Here is a 17,901-nt window from a genome sequence, read left to right as displayed (position 1 = left end):
AAAAATAAAATAGCGTATTGCGCTTTGAAAAAACAAGTGGTATAATCAACTCATAAAATTGGTAATACCAAAAAAGAGAACGAGTAGTACTTCAAGGAGGGCTTTTACAGTTATGGGTTACGTGAAATGGAGTTATGACACATTAAATACTTTTTGCCACGATGTATTTCGAAAGTTTGGTTTCAATGAGGAACAGACCAATATTATTAAAGATGTTTTACTTACCGCAGATCTGTACGGGATTGAGAGTCACGGAATGCAGAGAATGGTAAGATATGATAAAGGAATTGAGAAAGGTACGATTCATCCGGATGCGGAACCGGAGGTTGTATTTGAGACACCTGTATCAGCAGTGATCGACGGACATGACGGAATGGGACAGTTGATCAGTCATTTTGCAATGGAGAAAGCAATTGAGAAAGCAAAAAAAACAGGCGTTGGTTTCGTTTCAGTAAGAAATTCCAATCATTTTGGTATTGCAGGATATTATGCGGAAATGGCTTCTAAACAGGGACTGCTTGGAATGGCATGCACTAACTCAGAAGCAATCATGGTACCTACCTTTGGACGTAAGGCAATGTTAGGTTCCAACCCGATCGCAGTAGCGATGCCTGCAGAGCCATATCCGTTTCTCTTTGACTGCTCTACAACAGTTGTAACCAGAGGAAAACTGGAAATGTATAATAAATCAGGTAAACAGCTTCCTGAGGGCTGGGCTCTCGGAGCAGACGGACATGAAAGTACGGATGCACCGGCTGTACTTGCAAATATTGTTGGCAAAAAAGGCGGCGGAATTATGCCACTTGGTGGAAATAAAGAAGTGAATGGAAGCCATAAAGGTTATGGATATGGAATGCTCTGTGAGATTTTCAGTTCTATTCTTTCTATGGGTGTTACTTCTGATAAATGCTGTACATTTAAAGATAAGACAGGTATCTGCCATGGATTTGCAGCAATCGATCCTGCAATCTTCGGAAATGCAGATGATATCAAGGCGCATTTCTCAGAATATCTGGAAACTCTTCGCCAGAGTCCGAAGGCCGAAGGTGCAGAGCAGATTTATACTCATGGTGAGAAAGAAATTATGGCAGAAAAAGAACGCAGGGAAAATGGCATTCCAGTAAATGACAATACTATGGTTGAACTGGCTAATCTCTGCAATTATCTGAAGATAGATTTTGGAGCTTATTTTAAAGATTATGAGCTGCCAAAAGACAGTAAATTTTTCGGTGGAAATTATTAAATACAAAACATCAACAAAAATCATTAAATAAAAATTACAAAACAAAAACTGCTAAACAGAACCCATCGTACTGATAATATTAACTATAAAATATATGAAATATACCTTTTTTTGAGACAACCGTTTATCAGTATGTGGAAATAAAAAAGAGACTGCATAGTTTCGTACTGTTTGTAAAAATTACAGATAGTATGAAACCATGCAGCCTTTTTTTATTATATCAATCACAGGAAATTATTCCGTAATGTTTCTATGATTGATATAATAAAGCCTTTCGGGCATAATCGCACTGCGGCGGAGAGGAATTATGTCGCTAAAACGATCCGCCGCAGGAAAGAATCCTGCTTGCAGGATTCTTTCCTGAACAAGAGAGCAAATTTTAAAGTTCTTCTGTGTCCTTATTTTTGTGTGAGTTCATGTCATCGTTGTCGGTCATGAGGTATTTGCGGATGCCGAAAAGTATTGCAATACTGATAACACCGAGAAGTGTCTCATTTGGACCGAGATGTTCAACGACCATCTGACGTGCAGTGGCAAACATCAGAACTTCGACAACTGTCTGTGCGGAATGTTGGCAGAGCATTTTTACAAACTCTACGCCGACTACCAGGGACAATGCCTGAGACAGGAAACTGGTAAAGAATTCTGTGTCCATATCGGGAACGGCAGTGCCTGCAACTTCCATGATAAGACGGATTCCGGCCAATGCGATCACTACAAGGATGATGATAGACAGCACGATTTCTGTGTAGCGTGAGATATTGTAAATGATACTATTAAAATGTTTGCGAATGTTGTGGTTTATTTCTTTTTTGGGGCTCATGATAGCGAGAGTCCTTTCATTATATCTATACCCAAACACCTTGCGGAATAGCAGGTTGTTAAATAGTTGTATTTTAATACAGATAATCCTTGTTTACATATCCATACAGATAAAGTTTCGGAGAGTAAACATACCAGTATTGTGCATCACTTGAATCAATAAGCTGAACGGTGTCACCGGAATATAATTGTCCGATTTCGTTAGAAGAATCATATGCTTTGGCATTACGAAGAGCCAGATAACCTGTGGCAACACTTACAGTTTTAGTGGTGTATGCTGTTCCACCGATGAGATAATCCTTATTTACATAACCGTTCATATCATATTTTGGAGCATAGACATACCAATACTGGGAATCGCTGGTATCCAGTAGCTGAACAGTATCGCCGGAATATAACTGTCCGATTTCATTGGAGGAATCGTAAGCTTTCTGGGTGCGAAGAGCCAGATAACCGGTAGCAACACTTACTGTTCTTGATTCACCATAATAACGGGAAACACTCTGCGTACTTGCTCTGCCGCCACTGTAATATAAATAGTCTTTATTTACATATCCATAGCAGTTCAGCTTCGGAGCGTAGACATACCAATATTGTGGATCACTGCTGTCAGAAACAGATACGGTATCGCCGGAATATAACTTCCCGATTTCGTTAGAAGAATCGTATGCTTTAGCATTGCGGAGAGCCAGGTATCCTTTGCTTACACTAACTGTATAGGAAGTAGAATAAGAGTAGCCGCCTGACTGGGAATAGAGGGAAACCAGATAATCATTGTTTACATATCCCCAACAGTCATATTTCGGAGAATAAACATACCAATAGTCGCCATTGGTATATTCTGTAACTTCAACCAGATCGCCGGAATATAGTTCTCCGATTTCATTGGAAGAATCATATGTCATGGAAGAGCGGAGAGCCAGATAACCTTTACTTACACTTACTTCATAGGTATTGGAGGATGCCTCAACATCCTGAGAACTACAAGGTATGGACGCAGCGGCAACTGCGGCTGCGAGCATCATAGGAATTATAACATTTTTTCTTTTCTTCATAAGTAGATCCTCCTTCTGGTTATTACCATATGGTGTAGAGCCACGTAGCGGAAGCGGATTGCGAATATCCGATTGATTACATCGTTGCTGAAATAACTATTGTACCGACAAGTTGATTCTATACTCTATACCACTATGTGTTTGCATATTTGTTCGAACAGATAAAAAATCTCAATAATAAAGCTTTTGCTCTTGAAATCTGACATATTAAGTTATGACGTTAGTTATTGTAGTAGTCATAGATAGTTCTGCTCAGTGATGCAATCGTATTCTGGGCGTTCCCGGCACTGGAGAGATTCTGTGACATAAATACGATAACGAGATCGTTTGCGGCATCGTAGATAATTCCGGCATCATTCTCTACATTATCAAGTTCGCCTGTTTTATTTGCCGTCTTCACTCCATTCGGAAGCATGGCTGGAATTTTGTTCTGACGTGTCTGTGCTTTAAGCAGGGCATACATATCAGAAGCATGGGCGTAACTGGACTCTTCTTCTTTGTAAACTTCAATGAGAAAATGTCCACAGTCATTTACGGATGTATAATTGTCATCCTGATCGTTGCTTGCCAGAAGCATACGTCCCATATGAGTCTGGGTATAACCATGTTCCTGACAGAAACTGTTGACAGCCTGCATACCTGCGCTGGAGTTCCCGCCACCCAGATAGGTTGTCAATGTATTGGCAGCATCGTTATCGCTGACTGTGATCATGGAGTGCAGATTAGAATCTACGGAATCTTTGCCGTATTGTCCAATAATCTGGTCATAATTTTCATAAATTGCTCCCATAATATAAAGCTTAATCAGGCTGGCTGCCTGCATAGTCTGGTCATTGATGCTTCCTTCTGTTTCATTTATAAGATCAGAAACAAAAACAGACCAGCTGCCGTTATCTGCAGGGAGCTGTTCCTGAATTTGATTTAAGAGTGTCTGAAGTGCTTCGTCTGTGACTGGCTCGTCTGAAGCTGATGTTCCGCCAAATACGCTGTCAGAATTTTCAGAAGAGGGGGAGAGTGTACCCTGCTCCGTTTCTGCTACTGCTACGTTTGTTTCTGCTGCGTAGCCGGTGGATACAGGAGCTGCAAGGAGACTCACTGATAGCAGGGGAAGCAAAAGCTTTTTTAAATTCATTGTGTTCACCGCCTGTTAAATAAATATTTGTAGATATTAAAATTATAGCGTGTATGGGGAGAAGTTACAAGTATAATTGAGTGGATAATAACGATATTAGTTACTGTTCACTCCGTTCTCAGTAACACGCTTCGCGATGCACAGAATTTATGCTATTCGCATAAATTCGCGCGGTATGTCTCGGGATTTTGGCATTCTCATGCCAAAACACCTCGCGGGATAGTGGCGTGTGAACAGTAACTGATATTATTACAGTTTTTATTACTGTTCACACGCTAAAAAACAGATTATTCATACAAATTGTAGGAATACAGAGGCGGAAATTCCGCATATCTGCTTATATATTTTGAAGTATACAAATGATACAATAAAATCATCGAAAACGAGATAAAGAGCGACAATTTAACTAAATAAATATGGAAATGTGGGGGCGTTTCCCGAATTATATGAGGAGGTAGATCGTATGTTAACACCAAAACAGAATATGCTTGAAGTAATAAAAGGTGGTAATCCTGACAGATTTGTCAATCAGTATGAAGCAGTGCAGCTTCTGTTTCATCCATTTATGTTTGCTAACCCGCTTCTTGAGCCGGGACAGGAAAACGTGGTAAATGCATGGGGCGTAACAAATACTTTCCCGAAAGGAGTTCCGGGTTCTTTCCCTGTACATACTCCTGATAAGATCGTAGTAAAGGATATCGAAGACTGGCAAGATTATGTTCATGCACCGTCTCTGAAATTTACTCAGGATCAGTGGGATATGGTGAAAGCCCAGTATGATGCAGTTGATGGTGAGCAGGCTTTTAAAGCAGCTTTCGTAGCACCGGGATTATTTGAGCAGACGCATCATCTCTGTGAGATCAGCAATGCGCTGGTTTACTATATTACCAATCCGGATGAAATGCATGATCTGATCAAGTATCTGACAGAATGGGAGCTGGAGCTGGCAGAAGGTATCTGTTCTAATCTTCATCCAGATGCAATTTTCCATCATGATGACTGGGGTGGACTGGACAGCACATTTATGAGTCCGGCAATGTTTGATGAATTTTTACTTGAGCCATATAAAGAAATTTATGGATATTATCATAGTCATGGAGTTGAACTGGTTATCCATCATTCTGACAGCTATGCTGCAACACTGGTTCCGTCTATGATCGAGATGGGAATTGATGTATGGCAGGGATGTATGGAGACAAATAATCTTCCGGAACTGATTAAGAAATATGGTGGCAAGATCAGTTTCATGGGCGGTATTGAGAATCGCGCAGTAGACTTCGAAGGCTGGACAGATGAGAACTGTGATGCAGTTGTACGTCGTGTATGTGAGGAATGCGGTAATAAATACTTTATTCCTTGTATTGCGCAGGGTGGTCCTGGTTCTGTTTATCCGGGAGTTTACAAATCCCTTTGCGATTCTATTGATAAGCTGAATGAAGAGAAGTTTGGTATTAAGGCTTCTGAGTCTACAAGACTTCCATGGCAGATTATGTTTTAACTGAATCAAGCAAGTCCCCCTGCTTCAATTGCGAGGTGCAATAAGCAGCGGGTGGGGACTATTAAATAAATGGACTGATTTTTAGTCTGGCAAGAGTTGAAAGAGACAGCTGGAGGTGTTTGCAAAATGATTATTATTGGTGAGAAAATTAATGGTTCTATTCCGTCAGTAGCAGAAGCAATCGCGAAAAGGGACGCAGAGTTTATCAAAGCGAGAGCAAAACTTCAGGCGGATAGTGGAGCTACATATATTGACTGTTGTGCTTCTGTTCCGGAGGCAGAGGAAGTGGAAACCCTGAAATGGATGATCGATTGTATTCAGGAGGTTACAGATCTTCCGATTTCTATCGACAGTCCAAGTCCGGATGTTCTGGCACAGGCATATAAATTCTGTAAGAAACCTGGAATTTTTAACTCTGTATCAGGAGAGGGACATAAGATTGATACGATTTTCCCGATTATGGCGGAGCCTGGAAATGAAGGCTGGCAGGTAATTGCATTGCTTAGTGATAATACAGGAATTCCGAAATGTGCAGCAGATCGTCTGAAAGTTTTTGACAAGATTATGGCGAAAGCAAAAGAATATGGAATTGCGCCGAACAGAATTCATATTGATCCGCTGGTTGAAATGCTCTGTACTTCAGAGGATGGAATTGCTACAAATATTGAGACGATCACAAGTGTACGCGAACAGTATCCGACCATTCATATCACAGCTGCTATCAGTAATATTTCTTTCAATCTGCCGGTCCGTAAACTGATCAATTATGGTTTCCTGGTGCTGGCAATGAATGCAGGACTGGACAGTGGAATTATGGATCCGACCAACAGAGATATGCTGGGACTGGTTTATGCGACAGAGGCTTTACTGGGACTGGATGATTATTGCATGGAATATATCGGAGCGTACAGAGAAGGTCTGATCGGACCGGTAAAGAAGTGATAGTTTATTAAAACTGAAGCAAAAAATGGTTACGTTTTTAGAGAAAGATAACAGGGAGGTTTTGATTATGTCTAAAATAAATGAAGTTGCGGAATTAGTTGAAAAAGGAAAAGCGAAATTAGTAGGACCGGCTGTTCAGGAAGCAATTGATGAGGGTGATGATCCGGTTGCGATTCTGAATGATGGTATGATCAGTGCAATGTCTATTGTTGGTGATAAATTTAAAAATGGTGAGATTTTTGTTCCGGAGATGCTTGTTGCAGCACGTGCGATGAAGAAAGGTGTTGAGGTTCTGAAACCACATCTGGCATCTGGTTCTACAGGTGCACTTGGTAAGGTTATCATTGCTACTGTTTCCGGTGACCTTCATGATATTGGTAAGAATCTGGTTGCTATGATGATCGAGAGTGCCGGTTTTGAAGTGATCGATCTGGGTGTTGATGTTCCGGCAGCTAAGATTATCGAGTGCTATAAGGAGAATCCGGATGTTAAGATCATTGCGCTTTCTGCTCTGCTGACAACTACAATGCCGGCACTGAAAGAGACGGTTGAGGCTTTGAATGCAGCAGATTTCAGAGGTAATATCAAGGTTATGGTTGGCGGTGCGCCGATTACTGAAGAGTTTGCTGAAGAGATTGGGGCTGACGGATATTCTGATGATGCGGCCAGCGCAGCATCACTGGCTAAGAAGCTGGCTGCGGCTTAAGCTGATCGAGAGGGTCTGAGACAGATCCTGGATAAGTGGGTTAAAAGCATAACATGAAAAGGGGGACTGCTCTGTGATGGGGTGGTCCCTTTGATGTTTTTAGTGATATAATGTACTTGTACTTGAAGGGACGCTCAGCAAAATATTTCATTTTGAGTGCGGTTTCGGGAGCTAAGATATTCTAAGTTCCCTGCAAATGCACTTAAAATGAAATATTTTGCTGAGCTGGTTACTGGGCGTAGGAGGTTTTTTATGGCTTGGGTGAGGTTTGTCAGAGAAGGTAAATGTATAGAGGTGGAAGATGGCAGTTCTGTTCTGGAGGCGGAGATTCGGGCCGGAATAAGACCGGATGCGCCTTGTGGGGGACAGGGTAAGTGCGGTAAGTGTCTGGTGAAGCTGAATGGGAAGATTATTAAAGCTTGTCAGGTGAAGTTGAATGTTGATGTGAAAGCTGAAGCTGGGAAGGAATATCTGGTGGAGACATTGGATAGGAGTGAGGCTGCGAAGATTCTGACGGATGGTTTTAACAGAGAAGTTGTGTTTGCACCAGGACTTCGGATGATGCGGGTTTTGCTGGAGAAGGCGAAACCTGGGGAGAAGAGGTCGGACTGGCAGAGATTGTTGGATGAGTTGGAGAGTGTGGATGGTGAAGTTCGGGCTGGTGAGATAGAAGTGGATCTGAAACTGGCGGGGGAGTTGTATGAGAAGCGTCGGGAGTCGGATGCGTGGTATGTGATTTACAGCAGACGTCGGATATTAGAATTGAGAAAAGAAATTGGCAGGAGGTGTCTGGCGGCGTTTGATATTGGGACGACTACGATTGCGGGGTATCTTCTGGATGGTGTAGATGGCAGGACTCTGGCAGTGGAGAGCAAGATGAATCCTCAGGCACAGTATGGTGCGGATGTGATTATGCGGGCGAATTATGCGTTGGAGCATGGAACAGAGGCGCTGAGTCTGTGTATTCGGGAAGTTGTTAATGAGATGATTGGAAGCCTGGCTGAGAAGGCAGGGATTGGCAGGAGTGATATTTTCCAGATTTGTGTTGTGGGAAATACCTGTATGCATCATTTATTTCTTGGGATTTCTCCGGCTTCGCTGGTGCATGCGCCTTATACACCGGCGGTGAGTGAAAGGCTTGTGTCAGATGCCGGGGATTATGGCCTGAATGTTCAGAAACGGGCGGAGTTGATTTTATTGCCGGATATTGCCGGATATGTGGGGGCGGATACCTGTGGATGTCTGCTGGCAGTGCGGCAGGATCTGAAAGAGGAAATTTCGCTGATGATTGATATTGGTACGAATGGTGAGATGGTTCTTGGGAATAGGGAGAGACTGGTGACTTGTTCTACCGCGGCTGGTCCGGCTTTTGAAGGGGCTAAGATTGAATGTGGAATGCGTGGAGCGAAAGGGGCTGTGGATCATGTAAGGTTTGAGAATGGAGAATGGAGTTATACAACTGTGGGAAGTAAACCAGCAGCCGGGTTGTGTGGTTCGGGACTTATTGATCTGGTTGCCGGGCTTCTGGATGCGGGATTGCTGGATGAGAATGGTGTGCTGAACAGTGGACAGGAGAACCGTAGTGCATTTATGCTTGTGCCGCCAAATGAGGCAGGGAATGAAAAGGGTGTTTATCTTACACAGAAGGACATCGGAGAGGTTCAGCTTGCGAAGGCTGCTATTGCGGCGGGGATTCAGATGCTTATGGAGCGGCTGGAGATTACGGAAAAGGAAATCCAGACGGTATATATTGCGGGTGCTTTTGGCAATTATATGAATCCGGTGAGTGCCGGGAAGATTGGTTTGCTGCCAGCATCGTTGGTTAAAAAAGTGAAGCCGGTCGGAAATGCCGCGGGGGAAGGTGCGAAGATTGCTCTTGTGAATGAGATGGAAATGCTGGATATGGACGAACTGGTGAGGAAGATTGAGTTCGTGGAACTGGCGGCTTCACCGGAATTTCAGGATTGTTTTATTGATGAACTGGGGTTTCCTGAGAGAGAGGAGGAACCGAAATGTTAGATATAAAGAAGTTAGAACAGATGGGAATGGAGCAGGGATTTTCACATGTGGTGTTATTGGATTGTGATACGATTGAGCTGAAGCCGGAGGTGCGGCAGATGTGTGCTTCAGATACATGTCATAAATATAATAAGTGCTGGAGCTGCCCGCCAGGGTGTGGCTCTCTTGAGGAGTGTGAAAAGAGAGTTCGAAATTATAAGTATGGAATCATTGTTCAGACAGTGGGGGAATTGGAAGATGCCCTTGATGGAGAGAGCATGATGGAGACGGAGGCCAGACATAAGGAGTATTTTGTGGAGTTTGAGAAGAAACTGAGAGAGATTTATCCGGATATGCTTGCAATTGGCGCAGGGTGTTGTACGAAATGTAAGGTCTGTACTTATCCCGATGCTCCGTGCAGATTTCCGAAGCAGGCTTTTTCTTCGATGGAGGCTTACGGAATGTTGGTGACTCAGGTCTGTCAGGCAAATGGGTTGAAGTATTATTATGGAGACTGTACGATTGCTTATACGAGCTGTTATTTATTAGAGTAGATAGTATTTCTGTTTATATAAGAGAATTCAGCTTTTTCATAAAATGTGTTGATGACTGCTGGATGTACTAGTATGGCTCACGCTAATTAGCAACCTGCTTCATTTGTATAAATTCCCATCTACTGCGTTGTCGTCAATCGGCGTAGCCATCGCTACGCCTCATTCCTTCGACTTGTAGATGAAAATTTATCCAGCATGAATCAGAGAGAATGAGTTACTGAGAACGGAGCGAACAGTAACCGAGAATGAGAACAGAATATAAAATGCCGGTATTTTTCGTTGTAAATAATCTGGTGCTATGATAAAATAAATACATTGAAAAAGCAGTGATGAAAGTAAAAGTCCTTCGCCGTAAGGCGGGGGATTTTTTTGTAGAAGAATGGTTAAGGGCGGGCTTGATGATATGACAGTACTTGAGCAGTTACAAAAAGCAATTGAAGACGGACATCCGGGGGATACGGAGAAGCTGGTGAGAGAAGCATTGAAGCAGCATATTTCTTCCGCGCGGATTGTGGAAGAAGCAATGACTCCTGCGATGAGAACAGTGGGAGAGAATTATAAATCTAATGGTGCGGATATTATCAGGATTCTGGCGGCGGCCCGGAGCGTGCGTAAAGGATTTGAGCTGTTGGAGGAGCAGGATACACAGTTTGGCAGAAGAAATATTGGAACTGTGATTCTGGGAACTGTGGAGGGAGATCTTCATGATGTGGGTAAGAATCTGGTTGCAGTTATGTTCCGCAGTGCGGGATTTAAGGTTATCGACCTTGGCGTGGATATTTCGGAGAAGCAGTTTCTACGTGCTGTGAAACAGAATCCGGATGTGTCGATCGTTTGTATTTCCTCTCTTCTTAGCACTTCTATTCCGGAGATGGAGCAGGTGGTGAAGTCGCTGAAGCGAAGCAGCAGTAAGCATAAATTTAAGATTATGGTTGGCGGTGGTGCAGTGACAAAACAGCTGGCGAAAGATATGGGGGCAGATGCGTATACAGAAAATTGCATTGAGGCTGTGGAAGTTGCCAAGACGTTTATTGTATAATGCGTGTGAATTAGTGGTAAAGAAGAGCCAATGAAAGAATCTGAATAACAGCCAGAATGAAGAAGGTTGCTAATTAGCGTGAGCCATATCAGAATCAGCTTATGAATTATGTGACGGGAGGAACGGGACTTGCGGTTGTCATCTGTTTATTTATATGAAAAGATAAAAGAGAAATATGAAATTCTGAAAAAGGGAAATTTGTCCGGTAATGATGGGTATCTGCGCCCTTTTTTGCGTTGTGGAATTAACAGAGATGACAGGAAGAAAGAAGATAGATTCCGCAGTGGGCATGTATATGTGATTCAGGTGCGTGATGATGAAGAATGGGAACGTGTAGTGCCGGTAATGAAAGACATTTTCTGGATTTTTTGTAAAAAATCGGATTCAGAAAAGCAAAATGATAATATGATCGTTGGAGCTGGAACCGGAATTGGAACAGGAACTGAAGTTGAGGCTGGAGCTCCTGAAAGTTTTGAAACAGATATAAACCGAAATGAGGTTGAGGTAGCTGTGAGCAGCTGCGATGACTCAGATTTTGGAAACATCCCTTATATTCAGGTGGCACTTGAGAATCTGGAAGAAATTGCGGAATTTATGAATGATATGCAGGAGATTTTTGATACTGCGGATGGATGGGAAAGGAAAATCCATGACCTGATGCTGGAGCATGTGGGAATGGAGCGGCTTTTACAGGTGACATCTGAATTTCTGCAGAATCCGCTGACTGTAATCGGACTGGATTTTACTTTCGTTGCAGAGGCCGGAAGCAAATATCTGCCGCCGCGGGCTCGTTTATATACAGATGAGGGACTGAATGTAGAATATGTAAATGCACTTCTTCAGAATGAAACTTATCGTGAGATGGCAGATACGCATGAAACGGTGATGTTTCCGGCTTATATCAGTGGATGTCGTTCTATGAATCGAAATTTATTTGTGGATGAGAAGGCAACTCACAGGCTGATTTTGACGGAATGCAGAGTGGAAATTACGCAGGGAGTTATCTGCGTGCTGGATATTTTATCAGAGAAATTGGAATTCCTGCTTGCACATGAAGAAGAGGAGACAGATCCGGACCGGGATATAGAACAGATATTTGTGCGTGTTTTATCGGACAGAACAGCGGATTATATGCAGATCAGCAGGGAACTCAGCGAATTGGGATGGGGAGGAAATCATGAATATATGTGTCTGATTTTGCAGATTACATATCTGAACCAGCAGAATCTTTCTACGAAGGCAATCAGCAGATATATTAAGAAGAAACTCGGGGATTCCGTAAGTTTTCTTTATCAGGATGAGATCGTGGTGTTTTTTGACCTTACGAGGTTGGGAATGAATCAGGAAGAGGTAGCCGGGAAGCTTGTGTATTTTATCAGAGATACTTATCTGAAAGCCGGGTACAGCAGAGTAATGACGGGACACATGAACCTGCGCAGACAGTATGTACAGGCGAAAACAGCGCTGGATGTCGGAAGCCGTAAGAAACCGTATCTGTGGATTCATTATTTCAGCCAGGTGGCAATGACATATATTCTGGAGCAGGCGACCAAGAGACTGCCGGGAACTATGATTTGTCATGAGGGATTGTTGGAATTAAAGAAACATGATGAGGAAAATCAGACGCAGTATATGGAGACTTTGAGAGTATATCTTGAACAGCATTTAAGCGCGACACAGGCTGCGCGTGAGTTGTTTATACATAGAAGTACATTTCTCTACCGACTCGACAGAATCAGAGAAATCCTTCAGTCAGATCTGGATGATCCGGAGGAGATTTTTTACCTGGAACTATCGTTCAGACTGCTGGAGCAGGAAGAAGAGAAGGAATAATAAAAATCTTCGCAGTGTGGACAGCGTGTAGCTTTAATGTCGATTTTGCTCATGCAGAAAGGACATTTCTTAGTAGTCGGAGCGGCTGGCTCTTCTTTTTTGGCACCGAAAGATGTTACTTTGTTCACTGCCTTCAGCAGGCAGAACAGGATGAATGCCATAATGATGAAGTTAACTACTGAAGAAATGAAAGAGGATGCTACGGATACAAACCGAATTCATCCGGCAGTGGCATTGGGAGGATGTATTATTTCTGTTATGATCCTGCTCCTTCTGATCGTACCAGGGTCTCCGGCATTTATGGCACCACAGTCTTTTGCAGCACTGATCGTGTGGGTGCTTATGGGCGTTACTTTCTATTTTGTTTCTAAGAAAAACTTTGCAAAGATTTCCAAGAGAGAAATGGATTATCTGATCCTTGGAAATGTGCAGGTAGTCAGAGGAATGAGAAAAGGAAAGGATCAGGGAAGCGTTGTGCATGGAAATGTTGTACAGCCTAAAATATAAATGATGTTAGGGGCAAAAATGAAAAACAGCGGAGCGGATATAAAAATTCGCTTCGCTGTTTTAATGAAATAAAAATTTTTAAAATTTATTTAGCTTCTTCTTCAGCAGCTTCCTCTTCAGCTTCCAGAGCCGGATCTACATGAACTGCGGCTACGGATACGACTGCGGCTTCAAGGTCTGTCTTTAAGTCTACATCTTTATCTTTGGCAATGTCGAGGTCTTTTACTTTGATTACATCGCCGACTTTCATATCGCCGACATCAACCATAACTTTGTCAACCAGTGCGGATGGGAGAGCGCGGAAGGAAATCTCTTCCAGATGCTGCTGTAATACACCAGCTGCGAGTTTATCATGGTTTACAAGTACGATCTCGGCTACGGAATGTACTTTCTCGTTGCTTACCAGTGCCTGGAAATCTATTTCATCCACCTGTCCTTTTAACGGATTGAACTGGATCTCTTTGATCAGTACATCATAAGACTGACCATCTACATCCAGCATAATCTGGCTACCTTTGTTGCTTGTTTTGAGAAGTTTCTCTACTGCGGATTTCTCCATTTTGACAGGCATGGAACCTTCCATCTCTCTGCCAAATACGTTACCTGTAACGTAACCTTCTCTTCTTAATCTTTTGGCCTTTGTGTCCATTGTTCTTTTTTCAGCTTTTAAAGTATTCATTTGACTTTTCCTCCATTATTACAGCTGAGGTGACACGCTTGACACTATCTTGATTCAGGAGCATTTCTGCAATGCTTCAGGTGGTGTTAAGTATTTTTAAGTATTCAGTTGTTTGCTTGTTTCTTATCTTTGTTACAACTGTATTATAACGCACAATAATAGAAATGCAAGACCTGAAATGTGAAGAGTTTGTGAATTCTTAACAAGTATCAGAAAAGAGATTGTATATATTTAACAAAACTTGCATGCTTCGAGGTTTGGTATATTCATGCCAAAACACCTTGCGGAATAGTAGCGTGTGAACAGTAACACCGCCTGAAAAGTAATGCTAAAGAATGCTAAAGAACGTGGAAGGTGCATGTTGATTTTGAAAATAGTATATGTTATAATTATAAAGGATAAGAAGAAATAATATTGTCATAAGAACACAAACAAAGAATCCCCAGAAGTGCCAGCTTCTGGGGATTCACTCTATTTACGGTTGAGTTTCCGCTTATTCCTTGTTGTCACGCTTATGTTCTGTCAGCTTATTATATATGTAAGTACTAATGATGCCAGCTAAAACAGAAGAAATAAAAGGAATAAGATATCTAATAAAGATATGAAACAATATGGTCATAAGAAACACCTCCCTCCTGTTGCCGGTGTGGGGATGTGACAACATGTCAAGTATATCATATGTTAATACAAAAAAGGAACATAATGTACCAATAAACAAAACCCCCGATACACCGTAATAAGTGTACCGGGGGTTTGCATTACTTAATTATAAAAATTACAGAGTATCGTTTCTCTTAATGTAACCAGGCTGATCAGCCGGGGAAATGATTTCTTTCTTATGGATCAGTTTCGCCCATTTATCTACTACTTCATTCTCTACGTGAACGTCTTCACCTACAGTAACCTCAGCAAGAACAACACTGTTTCTGACAACAGCACCTTTCTTGATGACACATCCACGTCCGATTACGGAATTCTCAACAGTACCCTCGATCTGGCAGCCGTTGGAGATTACGGAATTCTTAACTTCTGCTGTATCGAAATACTGAGTCGGGCAGGAGTCGTTCGTACGGGTATAAATTGGCCAGTTCTCATGGAACAGTTCCTGAGCTGCTTTGTAGTCAAGAAGATCCATGTTTGCTGCATAGTAGCTTGGGAAGTCTGTGATACTTGCAAAGAATCCCTTATGTGCTACGCCACGGATATCAAGAGTTTCGCATTTATCGTTCAGGATATCTGCCAGAGTATACATGGAGGAAAGCTTCTTAGCTTCTCTAACCAGGCTGATGAAAAGCTCTGTTTTCATAACGCAGGTATCCATGTAAATGTTCTGGTTCTTCTTATTACCATGGTTAGGTCCGATGGCTTCAACACCTTTCTGACGGTTCAGATTCAGAACATTACAGGTAAGATATGCTTCTTTTGCATTATCAACAGAATGATAAAGCAGAGTAACATCTGCACCGGAGTCAATATGTGTATGTATAAACTGGTCAAAATCAATAGAATAAACCATATAGCTAGGAGCGATAACAACATATGGATGAGACATTCTGCTCAGAGATTCCATGTTTTCCAGGTAGCAGGAGATATCTGTATTGTAAATATCATTGTCATTATTATGCTCTGAGAAGAGAAGCTGAAGCTTACCGCTCTTGGAGTTGATGTTGTAATGACGTCCTGTTCCAACGTGTTCTACAACGGAACGAGGTTTGTTATTGATATAAACCTGGATACAGTCAATATTGCTGTTAGTCATGTTGGAGATAGGGAAGTCAATGACTCTGTATCTGCCAAGGAAGGAAAACGCGCCGATCGGGCGATAATCCTGCATACCATCTACATAAATATTTCTCCCGGAAGATTTTACGATTCCAAATGCCTTATACATATTATTCTGCCCCCTTTACACGTTTCGCTACAAGCTCGATGTGCTCGCTGTCTGGATCGCCTACAACAGCACCCTTGCCGATACGGATACCATCAGCTACAAGTGAACGCTGAACAACAGCACCCTCTTCTACAACAGCACCCGGCATCAGTACACTGTCAATGATCCTGGCACCGGCACCGATCTTAACACCTGTAAAGAGAACGGAATGCTTAACTTCACCCTGAACTACACAGCCCTGAGTGATATATGCATCTTTGACATCTGCTTCTGCACTGATGTACTGAGGAAGTGCAGTGACATCTTCTGTATAAATTTTCCAGGAAGGATCACCAAGGTCAAGCTCGTTCTTGGAGCTTAACAGATCCATGTTAGCTTCCCAGAGAAGAGTCAATAGTTCCGACATCTTTCCAGTAACCTTTGAATTTGTACGCATAAAGAGTCTTGTTATCGTTAAGCATAGTAGGGATGATATCTTTACCAAAGTCATGGTTGGAATCCGGATTCTTGATATCAGCCAGAAGCATCTTGCGGAGAAGTTTCCATGTGAAGATATAGATAACCATGGATGCAAGATTGCTCTTCGGGGGATCCGCGTTTCTGCTTCAAATTCTACGATACGTCCGCTTTCATCTGTATTCATGATACCGAAACGGCTTGCTTCTTTCATTGGAACTTCGATAACTGCGATGGTTGCATCTGCATTAGCCTTCTTATGAGCTGCGAGCATTTCGTCATAGTTCATCTTGTAAATATGGTCGCCGGAAAGGACGAGGACATATTCCGGATCAAATTTATCGATAAAGTCGATATTCTGGGAAATTGCATCTGCAGTTCCGCGGTATACGTTCAGATTCTCATCTGCTTTCTCACGTGGAGGAAGAACGTAAACGCCGCTGTCTTTGGCATCAAGTCCCCAGCGTCCGCCGGCTGCTACATAGCTGTTAAGCTGGATAGACTCATACTGTGTAAGAACACCAACAACATCTACACCACTGTTGGCACAGTTACTTAAAGGAAAGTCTACGATACGATATTTACCGCCGTATGAAACGGCTGGCTTTGCCACTTTATTGGTTAAGTCATGCAGACGGCTGCCACGACCGCCGGCTAAGATCATAGCCAACATACTATTTTGTTTCATAATAGTGAACCCTCGCTTTCATTTATTACATAATATTATACAATTTTTTTTGTCATTTTTCCATAGGTTTCTGAAAAAAATATGTAAATTTTTCGCTAGAAACAGATAAAATTCGAGAAAAAATTATACATTATACACAAATTTGCAGTAAAAAATGGTAAAGTACAGGTTTGTAAATATACACAAATTTAAGGAAAACGGGTGGACGTATAATAGTTCTTACGTTATAATAGGTAAGAATTTAAAAGAAACAGAGGTTATCACGTGAGTAAGAGAGAAGATTACAAACGACTTATCGTGTTCTGTCTGGCGAGTCTGGTAGTACTGGCACAGATGGCAGTCTTTGCCTATGTATGGTATACAGTCTACAGAGGTCAGATTGATGAACCATTCTGGCGGAAAGGTAACTGGGTGCTGATCGCAATTTACGGTCTGCTGTTTGCCATGTTTGCCAAGCTGTATGGAGGACTAAAGGTCGGATACCTTAAAAGAATAGACGTATTTTATTCCCTGACGTTAGCGCTTTTATGTACCAACGTAGTGGAATATCTGGAGATCACTTTGATCAACAGGTGGTTTCTGAGTGTGGGGCCGATGATCGAGATGACAATGGTACAACTGGTACTGATTGTTATCTGGATTTTTGGATCCAGACATATTTATTCCAGATTATATCGTGCGCGTAGATTGTTGGTCATTTACGGTGACCGCGATCCGGGGGATGATCTGATCCATACAGATGAATTCCCGAAAGGATAAATATGATATCAGCGATAAAGTGCATGTCAGCCTTGGAGAAACAGAAATTCACAAGATGATGCGTAATTATGACGGGGTGATCATATGGGATCTGCCGTC

16 protein-coding genes and 1 pseudogene are annotated in these 17,901 nt (G+C 42.2%); 10 read left to right on the top strand and 7 right to left on the bottom strand.

Annotated features, from left to right (window positions below):
• Window positions 1-112: 112 nt before the first annotated feature.
• Complete coding sequence (locus AC058W_RS08475; RefSeq protein WP_118137237.1) at window positions 113-1,243, top strand: Ldh family oxidoreductase; 1,131 nt, start codon at window positions 113-115, stop codon at window positions 1,241-1,243.
• A gap of 379 nt (window positions 1,244-1,622) precedes the next feature.
• Here AC058W_RS08475 and AC058W_RS08470 read toward each other — a convergent pair whose 3' ends face one another.
• From AC058W_RS08470 to AC058W_RS08460, 3 genes are all read right to left on the bottom strand, one after another.
• A complete protein-coding gene (locus AC058W_RS08470; RefSeq protein ID WP_118411294.1) occupies window positions 1,623-2,066 on the bottom strand; it encodes a phosphate-starvation-inducible PsiE family protein in 444 nt (147 codons plus the stop codon).
• Between the two features lie 73 nt (window positions 2,067-2,139).
• Window positions 2,140-3,120, bottom strand: a complete 981-nt coding sequence (locus tag AC058W_RS08465) for an SH3 domain-containing protein (RefSeq protein WP_243118123.1) — start codon at window positions 3,118-3,120, stop codon at window positions 2,140-2,142.
• Between the two features lie 220 nt (window positions 3,121-3,340).
• Window positions 3,341-4,252 carry a serine hydrolase gene (locus tag AC058W_RS08460; RefSeq protein ID WP_118630575.1) on the bottom strand — a complete coding sequence of 304 codons (912 nt, stop codon included), beginning with the start codon at window positions 4,250-4,252 and terminating at the stop codon, window positions 3,341-3,343.
• A gap of 463 nt (window positions 4,253-4,715) precedes the next feature.
• Here AC058W_RS08460 and AC058W_RS08455 point away from each other — a divergent pair, with 463 nt between their 5' ends.
• The 7 genes from AC058W_RS08455 (at window position 4,716) to AC058W_RS08425 (ending at window position 12,822) form a co-directional block, all read left to right on the top strand.
• Window positions 4,716-5,750 carry a uroporphyrinogen decarboxylase family protein gene (locus tag AC058W_RS08455; RefSeq protein WP_117675997.1) on the top strand — a complete coding sequence of 345 codons (1,035 nt, stop codon included), beginning with the start codon at window positions 4,716-4,718 and terminating at the stop codon, window positions 5,748-5,750.
• Window positions 5,751-5,876: 126 nt separating this feature from the next.
• Entirely contained in the window at window positions 5,877-6,692 is an 816-nt protein-coding gene (locus tag AC058W_RS08450) for a methyltetrahydrofolate cobalamin methyltransferase (protein ID WP_117675999.1), read from the top strand.
• Window positions 6,693-6,759: 67 nt separating this feature from the next.
• Window positions 6,760-7,398, top strand: a complete 639-nt coding sequence (locus AC058W_RS08445; protein ID WP_117676001.1) for a corrinoid protein — start codon at window positions 6,760-6,762, stop codon at window positions 7,396-7,398.
• Window positions 7,399-7,650: 252 nt separating this feature from the next.
• Window positions 7,651-9,417, top strand: coding sequence for an ASKHA domain-containing protein (locus AC058W_RS08440; RefSeq protein WP_479389967.1), 1,767 nt, complete (start codon window positions 7,651-7,653; stop codon window positions 9,415-9,417).
• Complete coding sequence (locus tag AC058W_RS08435) at window positions 9,411-9,950, top strand: DUF2284 domain-containing protein (protein ID WP_118591191.1); 540 nt, start codon at window positions 9,411-9,413, stop codon at window positions 9,948-9,950. Before AC058W_RS08440 ends, AC058W_RS08435 begins: the two co-directional genes overlap by 7 nt.
• Window positions 9,951-10,353: 403 nt before the next feature.
• Entirely contained in the window at window positions 10,354-10,989 is a 636-nt protein-coding gene (locus tag AC058W_RS08430) for a cobalamin B12-binding domain-containing protein (RefSeq protein WP_117677594.1), read from the top strand.
• Window positions 10,990-11,118: 129 nt separating this feature from the next.
• On the top strand, window positions 11,119-12,822 hold the full coding sequence (locus tag AC058W_RS08425; RefSeq protein WP_479389966.1) for a PucR family transcriptional regulator: 1,704 nt from the start codon (window positions 11,119-11,121) through the stop codon (window positions 12,820-12,822).
• On the opposite strand, the gene AC058W_RS08420 is transcribed toward AC058W_RS08425, so the two are convergent.
• Entirely contained in the window at window positions 12,771-12,983 is a 213-nt protein-coding gene (locus AC058W_RS08420) for a large conductance mechanosensitive channel protein MscL (protein WP_117846140.1), read from the bottom strand. The two genes, AC058W_RS08425 and AC058W_RS08420, sit on opposite strands and share 52 nt — an antisense overlap.
• Between AC058W_RS08420 and AC058W_RS08415 the strand changes: the two genes are divergently transcribed.
• Window positions 12,973-13,329 carry a hypothetical protein gene (locus AC058W_RS08415; RefSeq protein ID WP_118609919.1) on the top strand — a complete coding sequence of 119 codons (357 nt, stop codon included), beginning with the start codon at window positions 12,973-12,975 and terminating at the stop codon, window positions 13,327-13,329. The genes AC058W_RS08420 and AC058W_RS08415 overlap by 11 nt on opposite strands.
• Window positions 13,330-13,414: 85 nt before the next feature.
• Here AC058W_RS08415 and AC058W_RS08410 read toward each other — a convergent pair whose 3' ends face one another.
• The 3 genes and pseudogenes from AC058W_RS08410 to AC058W_RS08400 form a co-directional block, all read right to left on the bottom strand.
• Window positions 13,415-14,008, bottom strand: coding sequence for a 50S ribosomal protein L25 (locus AC058W_RS08410; protein WP_117846139.1), 594 nt, complete (start codon window positions 14,006-14,008; stop codon window positions 13,415-13,417).
• 775 nt (window positions 14,009-14,783) lie between these two features.
• On the bottom strand, window positions 14,784-15,899 hold the full coding sequence (glgD, locus tag AC058W_RS08405; protein WP_117677590.1) for a glucose-1-phosphate adenylyltransferase subunit GlgD: 1,116 nt from the start codon (window positions 15,897-15,899) through the stop codon (window positions 14,784-14,786).
• A gap of 1 nt (window position 15,900) precedes the next feature.
• Window positions 15,901-17,043 (bottom strand): annotated as a pseudogene (locus tag AC058W_RS08400) (glucose-1-phosphate adenylyltransferase).
• 264 nt (window positions 17,044-17,307) lie between these two features.
• On the opposite strand from AC058W_RS08400, the gene AC058W_RS08395 reads away from it, so the two are divergent.
• The gene (locus tag AC058W_RS08395; protein WP_479389965.1) at window positions 17,308-17,802 is read left to right on the top strand and encodes a hypothetical protein; all 495 of its coding nucleotides are present in this window, start codon (window positions 17,308-17,310) and stop codon (window positions 17,800-17,802) included.
• The last annotated feature ends 99 nt before the right edge of the window (window positions 17,803-17,901 follow it).

It is taken from the genome of Blautia sp. CGZ-1-C1 (assembly GCF_056504575.1).
The sequence above is the reverse complement of the archived record's forward strand: the minus strand, read 5'-3'. Positions and strand labels throughout refer to the sequence as shown.

Bases quoted from the DNA above. Each gene is read 5' to 3' on its own strand.
- AC058W_RS08475 (WP_118137237.1), top strand. From the start codon at position 113: ATGGGTTACGTGAAATGGAGTTATGACACATTAAATACTTTTTGCCAC.
- AC058W_RS08470 (WP_118411294.1), bottom strand. From the start codon at position 2,066: ATGAGCCCCAAAAAAGAAATAAACCACAACATTCGCAAACATTTTAAT.
- AC058W_RS08465 (WP_243118123.1), bottom strand. From the start codon at position 3,120: ATGAAGAAAAGAAAAAATGTTATAATTCCTATGATGCTCGCAGCCGCA.
- AC058W_RS08460 (WP_118630575.1), bottom strand. From the start codon at position 4,252: ATGAATTTAAAAAAGCTTTTGCTTCCCCTGCTATCAGTGAGTCTCCTT.
- AC058W_RS08455 (WP_117675997.1), top strand. From the start codon at position 4,716: ATGTTAACACCAAAACAGAATATGCTTGAAGTAATAAAAGGTGGTAAT.
- AC058W_RS08450 (WP_117675999.1), top strand. From the start codon at position 5,877: ATGATTATTATTGGTGAGAAAATTAATGGTTCTATTCCGTCAGTAGCA.
- AC058W_RS08445 (WP_117676001.1), top strand. From the start codon at position 6,760: ATGTCTAAAATAAATGAAGTTGCGGAATTAGTTGAAAAAGGAAAAGCG.
- AC058W_RS08440 (WP_479389967.1), top strand. From the start codon at position 7,651: ATGGCTTGGGTGAGGTTTGTCAGAGAAGGTAAATGTATAGAGGTGGAA.
- AC058W_RS08435 (WP_118591191.1), top strand. From the start codon at position 9,411: ATGTTAGATATAAAGAAGTTAGAACAGATGGGAATGGAGCAGGGATTT.
- AC058W_RS08430 (WP_117677594.1), top strand. From the start codon at position 10,354: ATGACAGTACTTGAGCAGTTACAAAAAGCAATTGAAGACGGACATCCG.
- AC058W_RS08415 (WP_118609919.1), top strand. From the start codon at position 12,973: ATGAATGCCATAATGATGAAGTTAACTACTGAAGAAATGAAAGAGGAT.
- AC058W_RS08420 (WP_117846140.1), bottom strand. From the start codon at position 12,983: ATGGCATTCATCCTGTTCTGCCTGCTGAAGGCAGTGAACAAAGTAACA.
- AC058W_RS08410 (WP_117846139.1), bottom strand. From the start codon at position 14,008: ATGAATACTTTAAAAGCTGAAAAAAGAACAATGGACACAAAGGCCAAA.
- glgD (WP_117677590.1), bottom strand. From the start codon at position 15,899: ATGTATAAGGCATTTGGAATCGTAAAATCTTCCGGGAGAAATATTTAT.